13 protein-coding genes are annotated in these 14,535 nt (G+C 74.8%); 5 read left to right on the forward strand and 8 right to left on the reverse strand.

The window, feature by feature from the left end:
• Positions 1-154: 154 nt before the first annotated feature.
• On the reverse strand, positions 155-1,471 hold the full coding sequence (locus tag ADL22_RS27590; protein ID WP_066985524.1) for an MFS transporter: 1,317 nt from the start codon (positions 1,469-1,471) through the stop codon (positions 155-157).
• Positions 1,472-1,592: 121 nt separating this feature from the next.
• Between ADL22_RS27590 and ADL22_RS27595 the strand changes: the two genes are divergently transcribed.
• Positions 1,593-2,489 carry a LysR family transcriptional regulator gene (locus ADL22_RS27595; protein ID WP_066985527.1) on the forward strand — a complete coding sequence of 299 codons (897 nt, stop codon included), beginning with the start codon at positions 1,593-1,595 and terminating at the stop codon, positions 2,487-2,489.
• Positions 2,490-2,524: 35 nt separating this feature from the next.
• On the opposite strand, the gene ADL22_RS27600 is transcribed toward ADL22_RS27595, so the two are convergent.
• The 3 genes from ADL22_RS27600 to ADL22_RS27610 all read right to left on the reverse strand — a co-directional run bounded on the left by ADL22_RS27600 (position 2,525) and on the right by ADL22_RS27610 (position 4,967).
• Positions 2,525-3,367: a transporter substrate-binding domain-containing protein gene (locus ADL22_RS27600; protein ID WP_066985529.1), complete on the reverse strand. Its 843-nt coding sequence runs from the start codon at positions 3,365-3,367 to the stop codon at positions 2,525-2,527.
• A 120-nt stretch (positions 3,368-3,487) separates the two neighbouring features.
• On the reverse strand, positions 3,488-4,156 hold the full coding sequence (locus ADL22_RS27605) for a bifunctional 4-hydroxy-2-oxoglutarate aldolase/2-dehydro-3-deoxy-phosphogluconate aldolase (RefSeq protein ID WP_066985533.1): 669 nt from the start codon (positions 4,154-4,156) through the stop codon (positions 3,488-3,490).
• Positions 4,157-4,517: 361 nt separating this feature from the next.
• Positions 4,518-4,967 carry a ribonuclease domain-containing protein gene (locus ADL22_RS27610; RefSeq protein WP_066985599.1) on the reverse strand — a complete coding sequence of 150 codons (450 nt, stop codon included), beginning with the start codon at positions 4,965-4,967 and terminating at the stop codon, positions 4,518-4,520.
• A 208-nt stretch (positions 4,968-5,175) separates the two neighbouring features.
• On the opposite strand from ADL22_RS27610, the gene ADL22_RS27615 reads away from it, so the two are divergent.
• The 4 genes from ADL22_RS27615 (at position 5,176) to ADL22_RS27630 (ending at position 8,935) form a co-directional block, all read left to right on the forward strand.
• Positions 5,176-5,808: a helix-turn-helix domain-containing protein gene (locus ADL22_RS27615; RefSeq protein WP_066985536.1), complete on the forward strand. Its 633-nt coding sequence runs from the start codon at positions 5,176-5,178 to the stop codon at positions 5,806-5,808.
• Positions 5,809-5,906: 98 nt separating this feature from the next.
• The gene (locus ADL22_RS27620; protein WP_066985539.1) at positions 5,907-6,092 is read left to right on the forward strand and encodes a DUF6126 family protein; all 186 of its coding nucleotides are present in this window, start codon (positions 5,907-5,909) and stop codon (positions 6,090-6,092) included.
• 138 nt (positions 6,093-6,230) lie between these two features.
• Positions 6,231-8,168, forward strand: coding sequence for a beta-N-acetylglucosaminidase domain-containing protein (locus tag ADL22_RS27625; protein WP_066985540.1), 1,938 nt, complete (start codon positions 6,231-6,233; stop codon positions 8,166-8,168).
• A gap of 104 nt (positions 8,169-8,272) precedes the next feature.
• Entirely contained in the window at positions 8,273-8,935 is a 663-nt protein-coding gene (locus tag ADL22_RS27630) for a transcriptional regulator (RefSeq protein ID WP_066985543.1), read from the forward strand.
• A gap of 249 nt (positions 8,936-9,184) precedes the next feature.
• Here the strand turns inward: ADL22_RS27630 and alc are convergent, their stop codons facing one another.
• The 4 genes from alc to ADL22_RS27650 form a co-directional block, all read right to left on the reverse strand.
• Positions 9,185-10,315, reverse strand: coding sequence for an allantoicase (gene alc / locus ADL22_RS27635; RefSeq protein WP_066985546.1), 1,131 nt, complete (start codon positions 10,313-10,315; stop codon positions 9,185-9,187).
• Positions 10,312-11,652: an allantoinase AllB gene (allB, locus tag ADL22_RS27640; protein WP_066985549.1), complete on the reverse strand. Its 1,341-nt coding sequence runs from the start codon at positions 11,650-11,652 to the stop codon at positions 10,312-10,314. Before allB ends, alc begins: the two co-directional genes overlap by 4 nt.
• Positions 11,653-11,830: 178 nt before the next feature.
• Positions 11,831-13,384 (reverse strand): NCS1 family nucleobase:cation symporter-1, encoded by a 1,554-nt coding sequence (locus ADL22_RS27645; protein WP_066985552.1) that lies wholly within the window; start codon positions 13,382-13,384, stop codon positions 11,831-11,833.
• Positions 13,385-13,529: 145 nt separating this feature from the next.
• Positions 13,530-14,357 carry an aspartate/glutamate racemase family protein gene (locus ADL22_RS27650; protein ID WP_234430878.1) on the reverse strand — a complete coding sequence of 276 codons (828 nt, stop codon included), beginning with the start codon at positions 14,355-14,357 and terminating at the stop codon, positions 13,530-13,532.
• Positions 14,358-14,535 lie beyond the last annotated feature (178 nt).

The raw sequence follows: 14,535 nt of genomic DNA on the forward strand, positions 1-14,535 counted from the left end.
GTGGGGGCGGCGGGCATGGGGGCTCCTGGGGGCGGGGTGCGGGCGGGGTACGGAGACGGGGCCGGGGCCGGGCGCGCGCCCGGTTGGCGGCGCGTCGGGTGCGCTCCCGGTTGGCGGCGCGTCGTGGGATGTCTGGCCGGTCGGGGTCGGGTGGTCACCGGCCCTGCGGGGCGTCCGCCCGGATGGCCGCCGGGGCGGGCTCGGCGCTCGCCGGGCCGGCCGCGTGGCCGGCAGCGCTCGCGCTCGCCGCCCCGCCCGCGCCCCGTCCCAAGGCCCGGATCCCCGCCGCCAGCAGCAGCGCGCCCAGCAGCGGGCCGGCCGCCGCGACGCCGACCGTGGCCGCGACGCCGAACTGCGCGGACAGCGCGCCGAACGACAGCGGCCCGACCGCGGCGCCGGCGAAGAGCCCGCCCTGCATCGCCGCCCCGGCCCGCGCGCTCTCCCCGGGCAGCAGCCGCATGGTGGCCGCGAGCAGCAACCCCGTCCAGCCCCAGCCGCCGGCCACCGCCAGCAGCGCCCCGGCCACGAACGCCGCCGGGGTGCCGGCCACGATCACCGCCAGCCCGGCGCTGCCGGTCAGCATCATCGCGGTGACCGTCCACGGGATGCGGTGCGGCGCCCGGTCCGCCAGGCCGCCCGAGGCGAGCCGGACCGCGATGCCGAGCACGCTCGCCAGCATCTGGAGGGTCCCGGCCGTGGCGGCGGAGAAGCCGGACGCGGTGCCGATCTGGATGAAGTACGCCGCGCCGACGTTGCTGCCGATGGTCGCCAGGGCCGCGGCGGCCGTCCAGGCGGCGACCACCCGGCCCACCGTGCGCGGCGCGGCGGCCGCGACCGGCCGGGCCGTACCGCCGGGGCGTTCCGCCGGTACGGCCTCCGGCGCGTCCGCCCCGGGCCGGGCCGGCCGGGCCAGGGCCGCGGCGACCAGGGCGAGCAGGGCCAGCCCGGCCGCCGTCCACAGCGCGGGCCGCCAGCCGTACGGGGCCGCGACCAGCGTGACCAGCAGCCCGGGCAGGAACGGTCCGGCGCCGAGCGACGCGCCGAACAGGCCGCCCGCGAACGAGTGCCGGCCGGGCGCGATATCGGCGGCGATCACCCGCGCCGCGACCGGCTGGGTGAAGGCGTTCCCGAACCCGGCGAGGGCCAGCAGCAGGCAGAGCTGCCACAGCCGGTCGGCCACCGCCAGCCCGGCGAGCACCGCGGCCGCCAGCAGCCCGACCGCGCCGAGCACCGCCCGCACCGGCAGCCGCGGCACGACCCGGCGGGCCACCGGGGAACCGGCCGCGGTGAAGGCGAAGAAGCAGGTGACGGCGGCCCCGAAAGCGGTCCCGGACAGACCCAGCGCATGCTGGACGGGCGCGGCCAGGGCGGGCGCCATCAGCCCCGGGGTGACGGCCGCGACGGTGACAATGACGGTGGCGACCAGCCGCCCCCAGCGACTGCGGTCCAGCGAACGGTCGTCACTCGACAAGCGACCGGCGTCCAACACACGTCCGTCATCAGCGAGTTGAGGCTTGGGCGAGGTGTCCATGCCCCGATCCTCCGGCCGGTCTCCCCTCCCCGTCCAAGACCTTTTCTGATAGCCAAGGGTTATGGACGCCCATATCCGCGATCTGCGGTACTTCCTCGCCACCGCCGAGGAGTTGAACTTCACCCGCGCCGCCGCACGGCTGTTCATCTCCCAGCCGGCGCTCAGCAAGCAGATCCGCCAGCTGGAGGAGGGCCTGCGGGTCCAGCTCTTCCGGCGCGACCGCCGCACGGTGGCGCTGACCGCCGCCGGTACGGCGCTGCTGCCCCGGGCCCGCGAGGTGGTCGCGCGGTGGGACGAGGCCCAGCGGGCGGTGAGCGACGCGGCCGCCGCCGAGGCGGCCGTACTGACGCTGGGGGTGTCCACCAGTGTGGGCCGCGGTCTGCTGCCCGCCCTCCGGGCGCGGTTCGCCGAACTGCGCCCCAACTGGAGCGTGCGGGTGCGGCAGGTCCCGTGGGACGACGCGACCGCCGGGCTCGCGGACGGCGGTACGGATCTGGCGCTGCTGTGGCTGCCGTTCCCCGAACAGGAGTCGTTCGCGGTGGAGGTGGTGGCCACCGAACCGCGCTGGGTGGCGCTGCCGGCCGGCCACCGGCTCGCCGGCGCCGCGGAGATACCGTTCGCCGCGCTCCTCGACGAACCGTTCCTGGCACTGCCGGAGAGCGCCGGGGCGCTGCGCGACCACTGGCTCGCGGTGCCGGAGCGCGGCGGCCGGCCGGTGCGGATCGGGGCGGTGGTGGCCGGTGCGGACGAGACGTTCGAGGCGGTCGCGGAGGGGCTGGGGGTGGTGCTGCTGGCCGCCGGGAACGCCGCGCTCTACCAGCGCCCCGGCGTGGTCGCCCGGCCCGTCGCCGGCCTTCCGCCGAGCCGCCTGGCGGTGGTCCGGCGGGCGGACGACCACCGGACGGTGCTGCGGGACGCCATCGAGGCGGTCCGGCAGGCCGCCCCGGCCGACGCCTGACGCCCCGCCGGCACCGAACGGGCGCTGCCGCGCGGCTACTTCATCCAGGCGTCCTCGTACGCCCGGTACGTCCCGTCATGGGTGGCCAGGTGCACCCAGTGGTCCACGTACTCCTTGAACTGCGCGTCGCCGCGCGGCAGGGCGTACGCCTTCTCGGAGAAGGTGAACGGCCGGTCCGGGTGGACCGCGCACAGTTCCGGGTGGATCTTGGCCTGGTAGCGGGTCTCGCTCGCGTCGGTCATCATCACGTCCGCCCGGCCGGCGATGATCTCGTCGAAGATCGTGGTGTTGTCGGGGTGGACGGTGAGGGTGGCCCGCTTGATGTGGGCGCGGGCGAACTGCTCGTTGGTGCCGCCGGGGTTGACCACGACGCGGACGCCGGGCCGGTCGATCTGCTCCAGCGTCTGGTACTTGTCCTGGTCGGCGCAGCGTACGACGGGCGTCTTGCCGTCGGTGCGGGTGGGCTCGCTGAAGGAGACGGACCGGGCCCGGGCGAGGGTGATCGAGACGCCGCCCATGCCGATGTCGCAGCGGCCGGCCGTCAGATCGCCGACCAGCCCGGACCAGGTGGTGGCGACGTAACGCGGCGTGGCGTCCAGGCTCTTGGCCAGATCCCGGGCCATGTCGATGTCCACACCGGTGTACCGGCCGGAGGCCGGGTCCCGGTAGGTGAACGGGCGGTAGTCGCCGGTGGTGCAGACCCGCAGGACGCCGCGGCGGGGGATGTCGTCCAGCAGGCTCGCGGGCCGGTGGCCGGGCCGGGACGCGGCCGCCGTGGCGCCGTGCGCGGCGGGCGCGGAGGCGTACGAGGCGGCCGGGGCGGCGGCGGTGACGGCGAGCAGGCAGGCGAGGGCGGACAGGGTCGCGGCGCGCTTCATCGTGGGCTGACTCCCGATCGGACGGACGGAAGCGCTCAGCGTGGCAGAGCCCGGCCACCGGGTGAAGTCCCTGCCCGGCCTGTGGACGCCGGGCCGGCCCGCCGCCCTCCGGCCGCGCGGTCAGTCCTCGAACGGGTCCGCCGCGTCGGCCTCCCCCTCCCGCTCCGGCACCGCGTCGGCGAGCCGGGCCAGCAGATCGGCGACGCGCTTGGCGACCGTCTCCCGGTCGCCCTCGGCGAGGGACGGGCCCATGGCCACCGCGACGGCGCCGGCCGCGATCCAGCGCGGCGCGGACTCGACCGTCACCCCGCCGGCCGGGATCAGCGGCGCCTGCGGCAGCGCGGCGCCCACCTCCCCTATCCAGGACGGCTGGTGGCCGGCGGCCGGGAAGAGGGTGAGCGCGTCCGCGCCCAGCTCCAGGCCCCGCACGGCCTCGGTGGGCGTGGCGACGCCGGCGAAGACCGGGACGCCGTAGCGGTGGCCGGTGCGGATGACGTCGGCGTCCAGGCTCGGCGCGACCAGGAAGCGGGCACCGGCGTCCACCGCCATCCGGGCCGACGCCGCGTCAAGGACCGTGCCGGCGCCGATCAGCGCGTCGTCGCCCAGCTCGCGGGAGAGCGTGGTGACCGCCTCCAGCGCGAACGGCGTGGTGAGGGATATCTCCAGGCTCGTCAGGCCGGCCGACAGCAGGGTGTCGGCGGTGGCGCTCGCCTCGTCGTAGGTCCTGCTGCGGACGATGGCGAAAACGCGCTGCGCCAGTGCGGCCCGGGTGATCTCCCAGCGATACACGGCAGTTCGCCGTCCTTCCTTCTTCTCCGACGCCCGGGCCGCGGTGGCGCGGCGCACGGCGGACCAGCACTTCCTTGCGGGCGCGCCGCGCCGGCCGGCCGCTTCGTGGCCTCTTCGCCGCCGATGCCCGCCCGTTCCTCGTTTCTGCCGAAACGCTACCGGCAGCCACTGACAATCCTCTCGCGGGGTGCGCCCCTGTGCGCCCCTTCCGTCGAGAATGACCGCGGGTGAGGACGAAGTGGCTGGTGGGGCGGGGGGTCGCGGGGGAGCACAACGGCGGCCGGGGTGCCTGGGCACCCCGGCCGCCGGACGGTCGGTCAGATGGTTGCGCGCGGTGGCCTTCGGCGGCCGGGCGCCGGCCTCAGCAGCCGAAGTCGACGAGGTCGAAGGTCGCGTAGTGGTCCGCGGTGTAGTAGTCCTCCTGGCTCTTCTGCCCGGTGACGATGCGCCGCGCACCGCGGTCCGGGGAGCCGGGCGTGACCACGGTGTACTCGTGGTAGTAGCCGCTCTTCTGGGCCGGGAGGACGCCCTCCCGGTTGGAGAAGACCGTGCCGTCCTTCGGGTACGGGAAGGGGCCGCCCTTGTTGATCAGGTCGATGGTGTCGTGGGCCTGGGAGGGCAGCTTGGAGTAGCAGACGCTGCCGACCGAGGCGGTGTGGACGGTGCGGAGGGTGTGCACGGCGGCGGTGCGGGCCGCGGCCGGGTGCGCCGTGGCGGCGGGCGTCGCGGCGACCGCCGTGCCGCCGAGGAGGAGGGCCGAAACGAGGGCGCCGGCGGCGCCGATCCTGGTCATCCGTGGGGGGATTCTCATGCGGACCAGCATGACGCGCGTAGACATGCCCCTGTCAATCCCAAGGGCCGGAAGTTTCCCGGGAGTTCACACGGACCGCGCACGATCAGCGCACTCCGCCCCGGAACGTTCCATTCCTCCCCACATCCGCCACCACCGCCCGCCGAGGGCTTTTTGCCTGCGAGGCAAAACTTTTGCCTCTGAGGCGAAGGCTGGCTATACCGGAACCATGAGCGAGCCCCCCGACCCGCCCGCCGGCCCCGCCCCGGAGGAGCTGACCACCGTCGCGCCCCGCTTGCGGGAGCTGCGGCGGCGCAGCCGGCTGACGCTGGAGACCGCGGCCCGGCGGGTGGGGCTGTCGCCGGCCCATCTGTCCCGGCTGGAGACCGGCCAGCGGCAGCCGTCGCTGCCGATGCTGCTGGCGCTGGCCAGGACGTACGGCACCACGGTATCCGACCTCCTCGGCGAGACCGCCCCGGAGCCGGACCCGGTGGTACGGGCCGCCCGCGCCGAACCGTCCGAGGCCGGCGGCTGGACGTACTGGACCGCCGGCGGCGCCGGCCGCGCCATGCAGGCCCTGCGGGTACACGTCCCCCAGCGGGCCCAGGGCGACCTGGTGCGGGTCCATCCGGGCGAGGAGTGGCTGTACGTGCTCACCGGGCGGCTGCGGCTCACCCTGGGCGACGCCGTGCACGTCCTGGAGCCGGGGGACGCGGCGCACTTCGACTCGCTCACCCCGCACCGGCTGGCCGCCGCCTCGTCCAGCGGGACGGAGCTGCTGTTCGTGCACACGCTCCTCCAGAGCGGCGCCGCGGAGCTGTGCCTGGGGGGCGGCCGCCTGCCGGACCGCCACGGGGGCTGACCCCGCACCATCGCGCCCGATACCGCCGACCCGGCCCCCGTTACCGCCGCCCCGCCACCTCCCCCGTTCACCGTTCCGGAAGGGAAGGACCGTCCGCCGTGCCCGAGAACCCCGCCCCCGCCCCGTCCACACCGCCCCCGGCCCCGGATCCGGCGGCCCCCCGGCGCTACGTCGAGAACAAGCCGCCCCGCGGCCTGTACGTGCGGGTCTTCATCTACGTGGTCGCCACCCACGTCCTGCTGGCCTTCATGAGCCTGCTGGTGATGGCCGCCAAGTCCCGCTGACGCCCCCTTGCCCCCGCCCGGCGATCGGGTGAACCCTGCTGCCGCACGATGCCCGACGCGCGCCCGGCGGCCCGCCCCCGGCGCGACGCACGCACCAGACTCGTCCGTGAACCTCGCCGCTCCGAGGAGGACCGAAGGATGCACCGTACGCGCACCGCGGCCGTCACCACCCTCGCCACCGCCCTCGCCGTGGTCCCGCTGGCGGGCCTGGCCGGGCCGTCCGGGGCCGCGCCGGCCACCGGGACCGCGGCCGCCCAGGCCGCCGGGGCCCGGCCCGCCCGCGCCGCCCTGACCCCCGTCCCCCGGTCCGTCCGCGACCTCGCCGGCCAGGCCACCGTCACCGCGACCGTGGACCTGGTGGCCGGGCCGCACGCCGACGCCCCGGCGCTGGCCCTGGTGACCCGCGCCCTGAAGGACGCCGGCGCGCGGCACGTCGTCCGGAGGACCGCCCGGGCCGCCCCCGGGGGCGGGCGGCTGACCGTCTACGTGGACGGGCCCGCCGCCCGCACAGCGCTGTCGGAGCTGGGCGCGCGCGGCACCGACGGGCTTCCGGCGGAGGGCTACGCGCTGGCCGTGGGCGGCGGCCGGATCGCGCTGGCCGGGAAGGACGCCGCCGGCACGTACTACGCGGCGCAGACCCTGCGCCAGCTGCTGCCGCACCGCGACCGGCCCGGCGCCCGGGTGCGCGGCACCGCCGTACGGGACTGGCCGGCCACCCCCTTGCGCGGTGTCGTGGAGGGCTTCTACGGGACACCGTGGTCGCACACCGCCCGGCTGGAGCAGCTGGACTTCGCCGCCCGGCACAAGATGAACATCTACGTCTACTCCCCCAAGGACGACGCCTATCTGCGGGAGAAGTGGCGCGACCCCTACCCCGCGGACCAACTGGCGCGGATCAAGGAACTGGTGGACCGGGCGCGCGCCCGGCACGTGGCGTTCACCTACGCCCTCTCCCCCGGGCTGTCGGTCTGCTACAGCTCGGACGCCGACGTGCGCGCGCTGACCGCGAAGTTCGGCACGCTGTGGAACGCCGGGGTGCGGACCTTCGCCGTCCCGCTGGACGACATCAGCTACACCAAGTGGAACTGCGCCGCCGACAAGGAGGAGTTCGGGACCGGCGGCGGCGCGGCCGGGGCCGCGCAGGCGCAGCTGCTCAACCGCGTCAACCGGGAGTTCATCGCCCGCCACCCGGGGGCCGCGCCGCTCCAGATGGTGCCGACCGAGTACGCCGACCTCAAGCGGACGCCGTACAAGGAAGCCCTCGCCACCCGGCTGGACCGCGGGGTGCTGGTGGAGTGGACGGGCGTGGGGGTGATCGCGCCGACGATGACGGCCGCCCAGGCGGAGCAGGCCCGGCGGCTGTTCGGGCATCCGATCCTGGTCTGGGACAACTACCCGGTCAACGACTACGTGAGCAAGCGGCTGATGCTCGGCCCGTACAACGCGCGGGGGGCCGGGCTGCCCGGTTCCCTGGCCGGGATCACCGCGAATCCGATGATCCAGCCCACCGCCTCCGACCTGGCGCTGGCCACCGTCGCCGACTACACCTGGAACGACCGCGGCTACGACGCCCGCGCCTCCTGGCGCGCGGCCATCGACGAACTGGCCGGCGGCGACGCCCGGGCCGCCCGCGCCCTGCGGGCCTTCGCCGACGTGAACTACACCTCGGCCATCAACCCGCACCAGGCGCCCGAACTGGCCGCCGCCCTGGACCGGTTCCGCAAGGACGGCCGGGCCGGCCGGCTGGACGCGGTGCTGCGCGGGCTGCGGGACGCACCGGGGGTGCTGCGCGACCGGCTGCCCGGCCGCGGTTTCGTCCGGGAGACCGCGCCGTGGCTGGACGCCACCCGCGCCTGGGCGGTCGCGGCCCGCGACGCGCTGCGGCTGATCGAGGCCGACCGGTCCGGCGACACCGCCACCGCCCGCCAACTGCGCGCCCGTATCCCGGAGTTGGTGGCGAAGGCCAAGTCCTACGTCTACGTGGACCTGAAGGGCAAGCGAATCCCGGTGGTGGTCGGCGACGGGGTGCTGGACACCTTCGTCGCGGACGCGCTGGCCGGGCGGCGCGGGCAATGAGGTGATCCCGGGCGGGCGGCGCCGGGCCGCCTCCCCGCCGGGGCGGGGGCCGGGACCTACGCTGGGCCCCGCCCCGCGCCCCCGCGCCCCCGGAGGAGACCGCCATGGCCCGACCCGCCGCCGGCGCCCCGCGTCCGAGCGCCGCCGACGTCCTGGCGGAAGCTGTCCGGGCGCTCGCCCCGGAGGACGGCGCCAACCGGCTCGTCCAGCGGATCGCCGAGGGCAAGGCGCCGCGGTCGGTGTTCGCCACCCTCGCCCTGGAGCAGTACCAGGTCCTGACCGCCGACCGGATCAGCTTCCAGCACCTGGCGCGGCGCGCGGACGGCGATCCGCCGGTGGCCGACTTCTTCGATCTGCTCGCCCAGGGCGAGACCCGGGCGCTGGCGCGGCTGGCCGGGCTGGCGGACGCCTGCGGGCTGACCGACCGGGAGATCGCCGGCTACCGGCCGCGCCCCGGCTGCCAGGCGTTCCCGTCGTACACCGCGCGGCTGGCGCTGGCCGCCGAGCCCGCCGACGCGGCGATCGCGCTCACCGCCAACTCCGCGTTCCGGGGCGGCCGCTGCGCCGCGGTGCACCGCGCGATGGCGGAGCACTACGCCTTCCCCGACGCGGCCCGCGGCTTCTTCGCGCTGTGCGCCGAGCCGGCGCCGGAGCTGGCGGAGGCGGCCCGGGCGGCGGTGCAGCAGGGCATCGACACCGGCCAGGCCCGCCCGGCCGCGGCGCGCCGGTACGGCTACCTCCTTCGGGCGTATGAGGTGATGTTCTGAAACTCGGTGGAAGGGTGATCCGTTTCCCGCGGTGACGGCACGCGACGGGCGCGGCGCCGCAGCCGGGTCCCGGGCCGGGACCGGGCGACGGACGGGGGGCGGACGGAGATGTGGGACACAGGGGCACGGGACCGCTGGGCGAGGGGTCACAGGGCGCGGAGGGGCAGAGGCCGCGCGCGCGGTCCTGACGGAGCATCAGGACCGCGCTGGCTCAGGCGACTTGTGCGACGGGCCGCGCGAGCCCTGGCCTCAGCCGCCCAGTTCGCGGTGGCGGGCGGCCAGGCGGGCCGCGCCGTCCTCGGTGAGGGAGCCGTGCAGCCGGAGCCGGGCGATGCCGCCGTCGGGGTAGATGTCCAGCCGGACGTGGGTGACGGCGGGCGCGTCGTCCAGCAGGAAGCGGTGGACGGTGTCGGGCTGGAGCCGGGTGCGGGGCAGCAGCACGGTCCACTCGCCGTCGTCGCCGTCCCGGCCGGAGAGCTGCGCCCAGCCGGCCGCGTTCCCCTTGAGGTAGCCGGTGTCGATCTCCACCGCGCGGATCACGGACTGCCCGGTGAGGCGGTAGCGCACCCAGTCGTTGCCGCTGCCGCGGCGCCGCCGGGTCTCCCAGCCGTCGTCCATCTTGCGGGAGCGGCCCGGGCGGATGGTGTTGGTCGGGGAGGAGTAGAAGCGGTCCGAGGCGTCCTCGACCTGGCCGCCGTTCTCCAGCGCGGCGAGGTCGAAGGTGCCCAGCGAGGCCAGCCAGCGCGGCGAGGGGACGACCTCGCCGTGGACCCGGAGCCGGGCCACGCCGCCATCGGGGTGCTGGTTGAGCCGGAGGTGGGTGAAGCGCTGCTCGGCGTGGACGGCGAAGCCGTTGGCGGCATGCCCGCCGATGGCGGTGCGCGGGACGAGGGTGGTCCACTTGACGTCGGCGGCGAGGAGTTCGGCGGGCGAGGGCGAGCCCTCGACGCAGGCGCCCTCGACGCTGACCGACTGCGGGTAGTTGCCGCGGAAGTGGGCGGTGTCGACGACGATGCCGCGGATCACGCCGGGCGCGCCGAGCCGGATCAGCGCCCAGTCGTGGTCGCCCTCGGCCGGGAAGGGGTGGTCGCCGTCGCTGCCGCGCCGGCGCCGGGTCTCCCAGCCGTCCATGATCTTGCCCTTGTGGCCGAACGCCTCGGGGTCGAAGTGGGCGTCCTCGGGCTTGAGGAGGTTCTCCCGCTCGGCGAAGAACTCGTCGTTGGCGGCGATCACCCCGGCGCCCAGCCGCCGGTCGGCGAGGTCGGGCAGGTGGGAGAAGGGGAAGCCGGCCGGGCCCGGGGAGCGGTAGTCGGCATAGGGGTCGCCGCCGCCGTAGGGACTGGCGTCGCCGGTGTAGCGGGGCAGGTCGCCGGTGGTCATGCGCGCGGCCTTTCGAGCAGCTCGCCGAGGGGCTCGGTGAGGGTGGTGCCGTCGTTGATCCGCTGCCCGCGCAGCCAGGTGGAGCGGACGACGCCGTACAGGGTCTTCCCGGCGTACGCGGTGATCTTGTTGCGGTGCTGGAGCTCGACGGGGTCGACGGTGAAGGTCTCGTCGGGCGCCAGGACCGCGAAGTCGGCGTCCCGGCCGGGCTCGATGGCGCCCTTGCTGCCCAGGCCGACCAGGTCGGCGGGGGCGGCGGACATCCAGCGGACCACGTCCTCCAGGCTGTGGCCGCGCTCCCGGGCCGCGGTCCAGATGGCCGGCAGCCCGAGCTGGAGGGAGGAGATACCGCCCCAGGCCGAGCCGAAGTCCGGGGTCTTCAGGTCGGCGGTGGACGGGGAGTGGTCGGAGACGATGCAGTCGATGGTGCCGTCCGCCAGGCCCTGCCACAGCGCGTCCTGGTTGCCGGCCTCGCGGATCGGCGGGCAGCACTTGAATTCCGTGGCGCCGTCGGGGATCTCCTCGGCGGTCAGGGTGAGGAAGTGCGGACAGGTCTCGACGGTGATCTTCACGCCATCGGCCCGGGCGGCGGCGATCATCGGCAGCGCGTCGCTGGAGGAGAGGTGCAGCACGTGCACCCGCGCGTCCAGCTTCCGGGCCAGCTCGATGAGGGCGGCGATGGCCTCGTTCTCGGAGGAGCGCGGCCGGGAGGCGAGGAAGTCGGCGTACTTGGGGCCGTGCGCCTCGGGGGCCGCGGCCAGGTGGCCGGGGTCCTCGGCGTGCACGATCAGCAGACCGCCGAAGCCGGCGATCTCACCGAGCGCCGCGGCCAGCTGCTCGCGGTCCACCTCCGGGAATTCCTCGACGCCGGACGGCGACAGGAAGCACTTGAAGCCGAAGACGCCGGCCTCGTGCAGCGGGCGCAGGTCCTTGACGTTGCCGGGGATGGCACCGCCCCAGAAGCCGACGTCGATATGCGCCTTGCTGCGCGCGACCTCGCGCTTGATCTCGAGGTTCTCGGTGGTGGTGGTGGGCGGGAGGCTGTTGAGCGGCATGTCCACGAGGGTGGTGATACCGCCCGCGGCGGCCGCGCGGGTCGCCGTCCAGAAGCCCTCCCAGTGGGTGCGTCCCGGGTCGTTGACGTGTACGTGGGTGTCCACCAGGCCGGGCAGCAGGACGTCGTCCCCGAAGTCCTCCACCCGTGCCCCGGCGGGGACCTCGGCGTCGTGCGGCAGGACGGCCGCGATCTTCCCGCCGCTGACGGCGACGGACGCGGCGCGCGTCCCCTCCGGGGTGATGACGCGCGTGGACCGCAGCACCAGCTCTGTTTCGGACACCCAGTACCTCCCATATCGTTGGTTCGTGGTCGCGGGCCGGGGCCTGCGGAGCACGGCTGCCGCGGGCCGCGCCGCCCCTGGCGCGGAATCCCGGGAATCGGCGGAAAAGCGGGACGGCCCGCCCGTATACGGAATTCAACAGTCTGTTGAATGAGTTTTCACTCCGGAACCCGGCCCGTCAAGACCCCTTCGCGGCCGCCGGCCCGGCGACCACCGCGGACCGCTCCGGCTCCCCCGGTACTTCCACGATCCCCGCGCTGACCTGCGACGGGATGATCTCCTCCGGGATCGGCCCGGCGGCCCCGGCGGACCGGTCGCGGCCCGAGACCAGGACGTAGAGGAGGCCGGAGATCCCCATCCCGAAGATCCAGGAGAACGGCGCCACGGCGTCGAAGACCGGTATCAGCGCCAGCGAGGCGGAGACCGCGGCGGCCGGGACGAAGGCGAGCACGGCCTTCGGGTTGTAGCCGCGGCGGTAGAAGTAGGCGCCCGCGGCATCGGCCGAAAACAGCGCGTCGACGTCGATCCGGCCGCGCCGCACGAGGTAGTAGTCCACGAGCAGGATCGCCACCAGCGGGCCGAGGAACGCCCCCAGCGCCCCCAGGAAGTACTGGATCACCAGCGCCGAGGAGTACAGCTTCCACGGCAGGACCAGCACCGCCAGCACCGCGGTGATCATCCCGCCGCGCTTGAAGTCGAGGTACTTCGGCAGCAGGTTGGCGAAGTCGTAGGCGGGCGAGACGAAGTTCGCCACGACGTTGATGCCGATGGTGGCGACGATGAAGGCGAGCGCGCCGACGACGGTGACGACCGGGTTGTCGATCTTCTGGATGACCTTCACCGGGTCGTAGATCGCCTCACCGAAGACCGCGATGGTGCCCGCGGTGACCAGCACCGCGACCACCGCGAAGGCGGTGAAGTTCACCGGCAGCCCGAGGAGGTTGCCCCGCCGGTACGCGCGGTGGTCGGGCGTGAAGCGGGCGAAGTCGGCGTAGTTGAGCACCAGGGTCAGGAAGGTGGCCACGGTCAGGCTCACCGCGATCAGGCTCTGCCGGACCTGCTCGGTGCCGCTGAGCCCGGTCAGGCTGCGGGTCAGCGAGATGTCGCCGTGCGCCCGTACGAGGAGGTAGACCGCCAGCGCCAGCACCACCAGCCAGACCACCGGCCCGGTCGCGAAGTCCTGCACCTTGCGAATGAACTCCATCCCCCGGGTCAGCAGCGCCGCCTGCAGCCCCCACATCAGCAGGAACGCCGCCCAGCCGAGGGTGGACAGGCCGAGCACCGAGTTGTGGTTCCAGGCGTCGAGACCGGGCGCCACCTGGAGCGTCAGCAGCACCACCGCCGTCGAGGCCAGCCAGGTCTGGATGCCGTACCAGGCCACCGCCATCACCGCGCGCAGCAGCGCCGGGATGTTCGCCCCGTAGACGCCCCAGCTGGCCCGGGCGAGCACCGGATACGGGACGCCGGTGCGGTGGCCCGCGTGCCCCATCCGGTTCATCAGCCAGTGGACCAGGGTGATGCCGGCCAGCAGCGCGGCGAACACCTCCCAGGCCGGCAGCCCCAGCACGAAGAGGCTGGCGGCGAAGGCGTAGTTGCTGATCGCGTGGGTGTCGGACATCCACAGCGCGAAGACGCTGTACGTGCCCCAGCTGCGCCGCGCCGCCGGTGCGAGGTCCTCGTTGAAGAGCCGGGGGTCCGGTGCGGCCGGACGGGCGTGCGGGGATGTGCTCATGGGTCCCTCCCGGGGGTCGGGTTGGGTGGAGCTCAGCGGTGGGGTCGGCGACGCGGTCGCCGGTGGGGTCGGTGATGGAGCCAGGGGGCGGGTGCGGGCGGGTTGGCGATCGACCCGGCGAAACGAAACGGGCCGGGGCCAGACATCAGATGCCTGACGTCTGCGCGCGAGCGTCAGGGGCAACGTCGGAGAAAACGTCAGCGGACACCTCAGCGGAAAGGCCGGCAGAAGGAACACTCGCCCCATTGACCAGATACCGGCTCAGCGGCCACGACCCGATCGCCTTCGGCCGCGGCGGCGCGAAACTGCGCCGGTCGCTGGTGGTGAGCCCGAGACCGGCCACCGCCTCGGCGAACTTCACCGCGGCGGCGACCCCGTCCACGACCGGCACGCCCAGTTCCGCGGCCACCCGCTCCTGGAGCCCGGCCATCCCGCCGCAGCCCAGGCAGACCACCTCCGCGCCGTCCCGGACCAGCCCGCGCGCGGTCTCGATGATCACCGCGACGGTCCGCTCCGGGTCCTCCTCCAGCTCCAGGACGCCCAGCCCCGTACCGCGGACCCCGGCGCAGCGCTGGAGCAGCCCGGCGGTCAGGAGCCGGTCCCGGATCTGCGGGACGGAGCGGTCGAGGGTGGTGACGACGCCGTACGCGTGGCCGAGCAGCATGGCCATCTGCGCCGCGCACTCGGTGATGTCCAGGACGGGGACGTCCAGCAGCTCCTGCGCGCCCTCCCGGCCCGGTTCGCCGAAGCCGGCCATGACCAGCGCGTCGTAGGGGGTGTCGAGGGTGGCGAGCCGGTCCAGGACGGCGGCGGCGCTGAGGTAGCCCTCGAAGTGGCCCTCGATGGACTCGGGGCCCCACAGGGGTTCGGTGGCGAGGATCTCGGTGCCCGGTGCGGCGGCCGAGGCGGCGGTGGCGCGGATCGACGCGGTCATGGAAGCCGTGGTGTTCGGGTTCATGACGAGTATGCGCATGACGCTCCAGCGATTTGGAGGATTCCACAGAATGGACAGTAGCTTTCGCGCAGCAGAACGTAGCTACGGCCACTGGCACCGTCAAGGGATCTCGGGCAAGGAGGTGGCACCGTGGAACACAAGGGCCCTGACCGGCGGGAACGACTGTGCGATAGGCCGTGTGCCCGCGCGGTACGAC

It is taken from the genome of Streptomyces sp. NRRL F-4489, from assembly GCF_001509485.1.
In the GTDB taxonomy this organism is placed as follows: domain Bacteria; phylum Actinomycetota; class Actinomycetes; order Streptomycetales; family Streptomycetaceae; genus Streptomyces.

Excerpts from the sequence above, each read along its gene's own strand:
- ADL22_RS27595 (WP_066985527.1), top strand. The coding sequence starts at position 1,593 with ATGGACGCCCATATCCGCGATCTGCGGTACTTCCTCGCCACCGCCGAG.
- ADL22_RS27600 (WP_066985529.1), bottom strand. The coding sequence starts at position 3,367 with ATGAAGCGCGCCGCGACCCTGTCCGCCCTCGCCTGCCTGCTCGCCGTC.
- ADL22_RS27610 (WP_066985599.1), bottom strand. The coding sequence starts at position 4,967 with ATGAGAATCCCCCCACGGATGACCAGGATCGGCGCCGCCGGCGCCCTC.
- ADL22_RS27615 (WP_066985536.1), top strand. The coding sequence starts at position 5,176 with ATGAGCGAGCCCCCCGACCCGCCCGCCGGCCCCGCCCCGGAGGAGCTG.
- ADL22_RS27625 (WP_066985540.1), top strand. The coding sequence starts at position 6,231 with ATGCACCGTACGCGCACCGCGGCCGTCACCACCCTCGCCACCGCCCTC.
- ADL22_RS27630 (WP_066985543.1), top strand. The coding sequence starts at position 8,273 with ATGGCCCGACCCGCCGCCGGCGCCCCGCGTCCGAGCGCCGCCGACGTC.
- alc (WP_066985546.1), bottom strand. The coding sequence starts at position 10,315 with ATGACCACCGGCGACCTGCCCCGCTACACCGGCGACGCCAGTCCCTAC.
- ADL22_RS27645 (WP_066985552.1), bottom strand. The coding sequence starts at position 13,384 with ATGAGCACATCCCCGCACGCCCGTCCGGCCGCACCGGACCCCCGGCTC.
- ADL22_RS27650 (WP_234430878.1), bottom strand. The coding sequence starts at position 14,357 with ATGCGCATACTCGTCATGAACCCGAACACCACGGCTTCCATGACCGCG.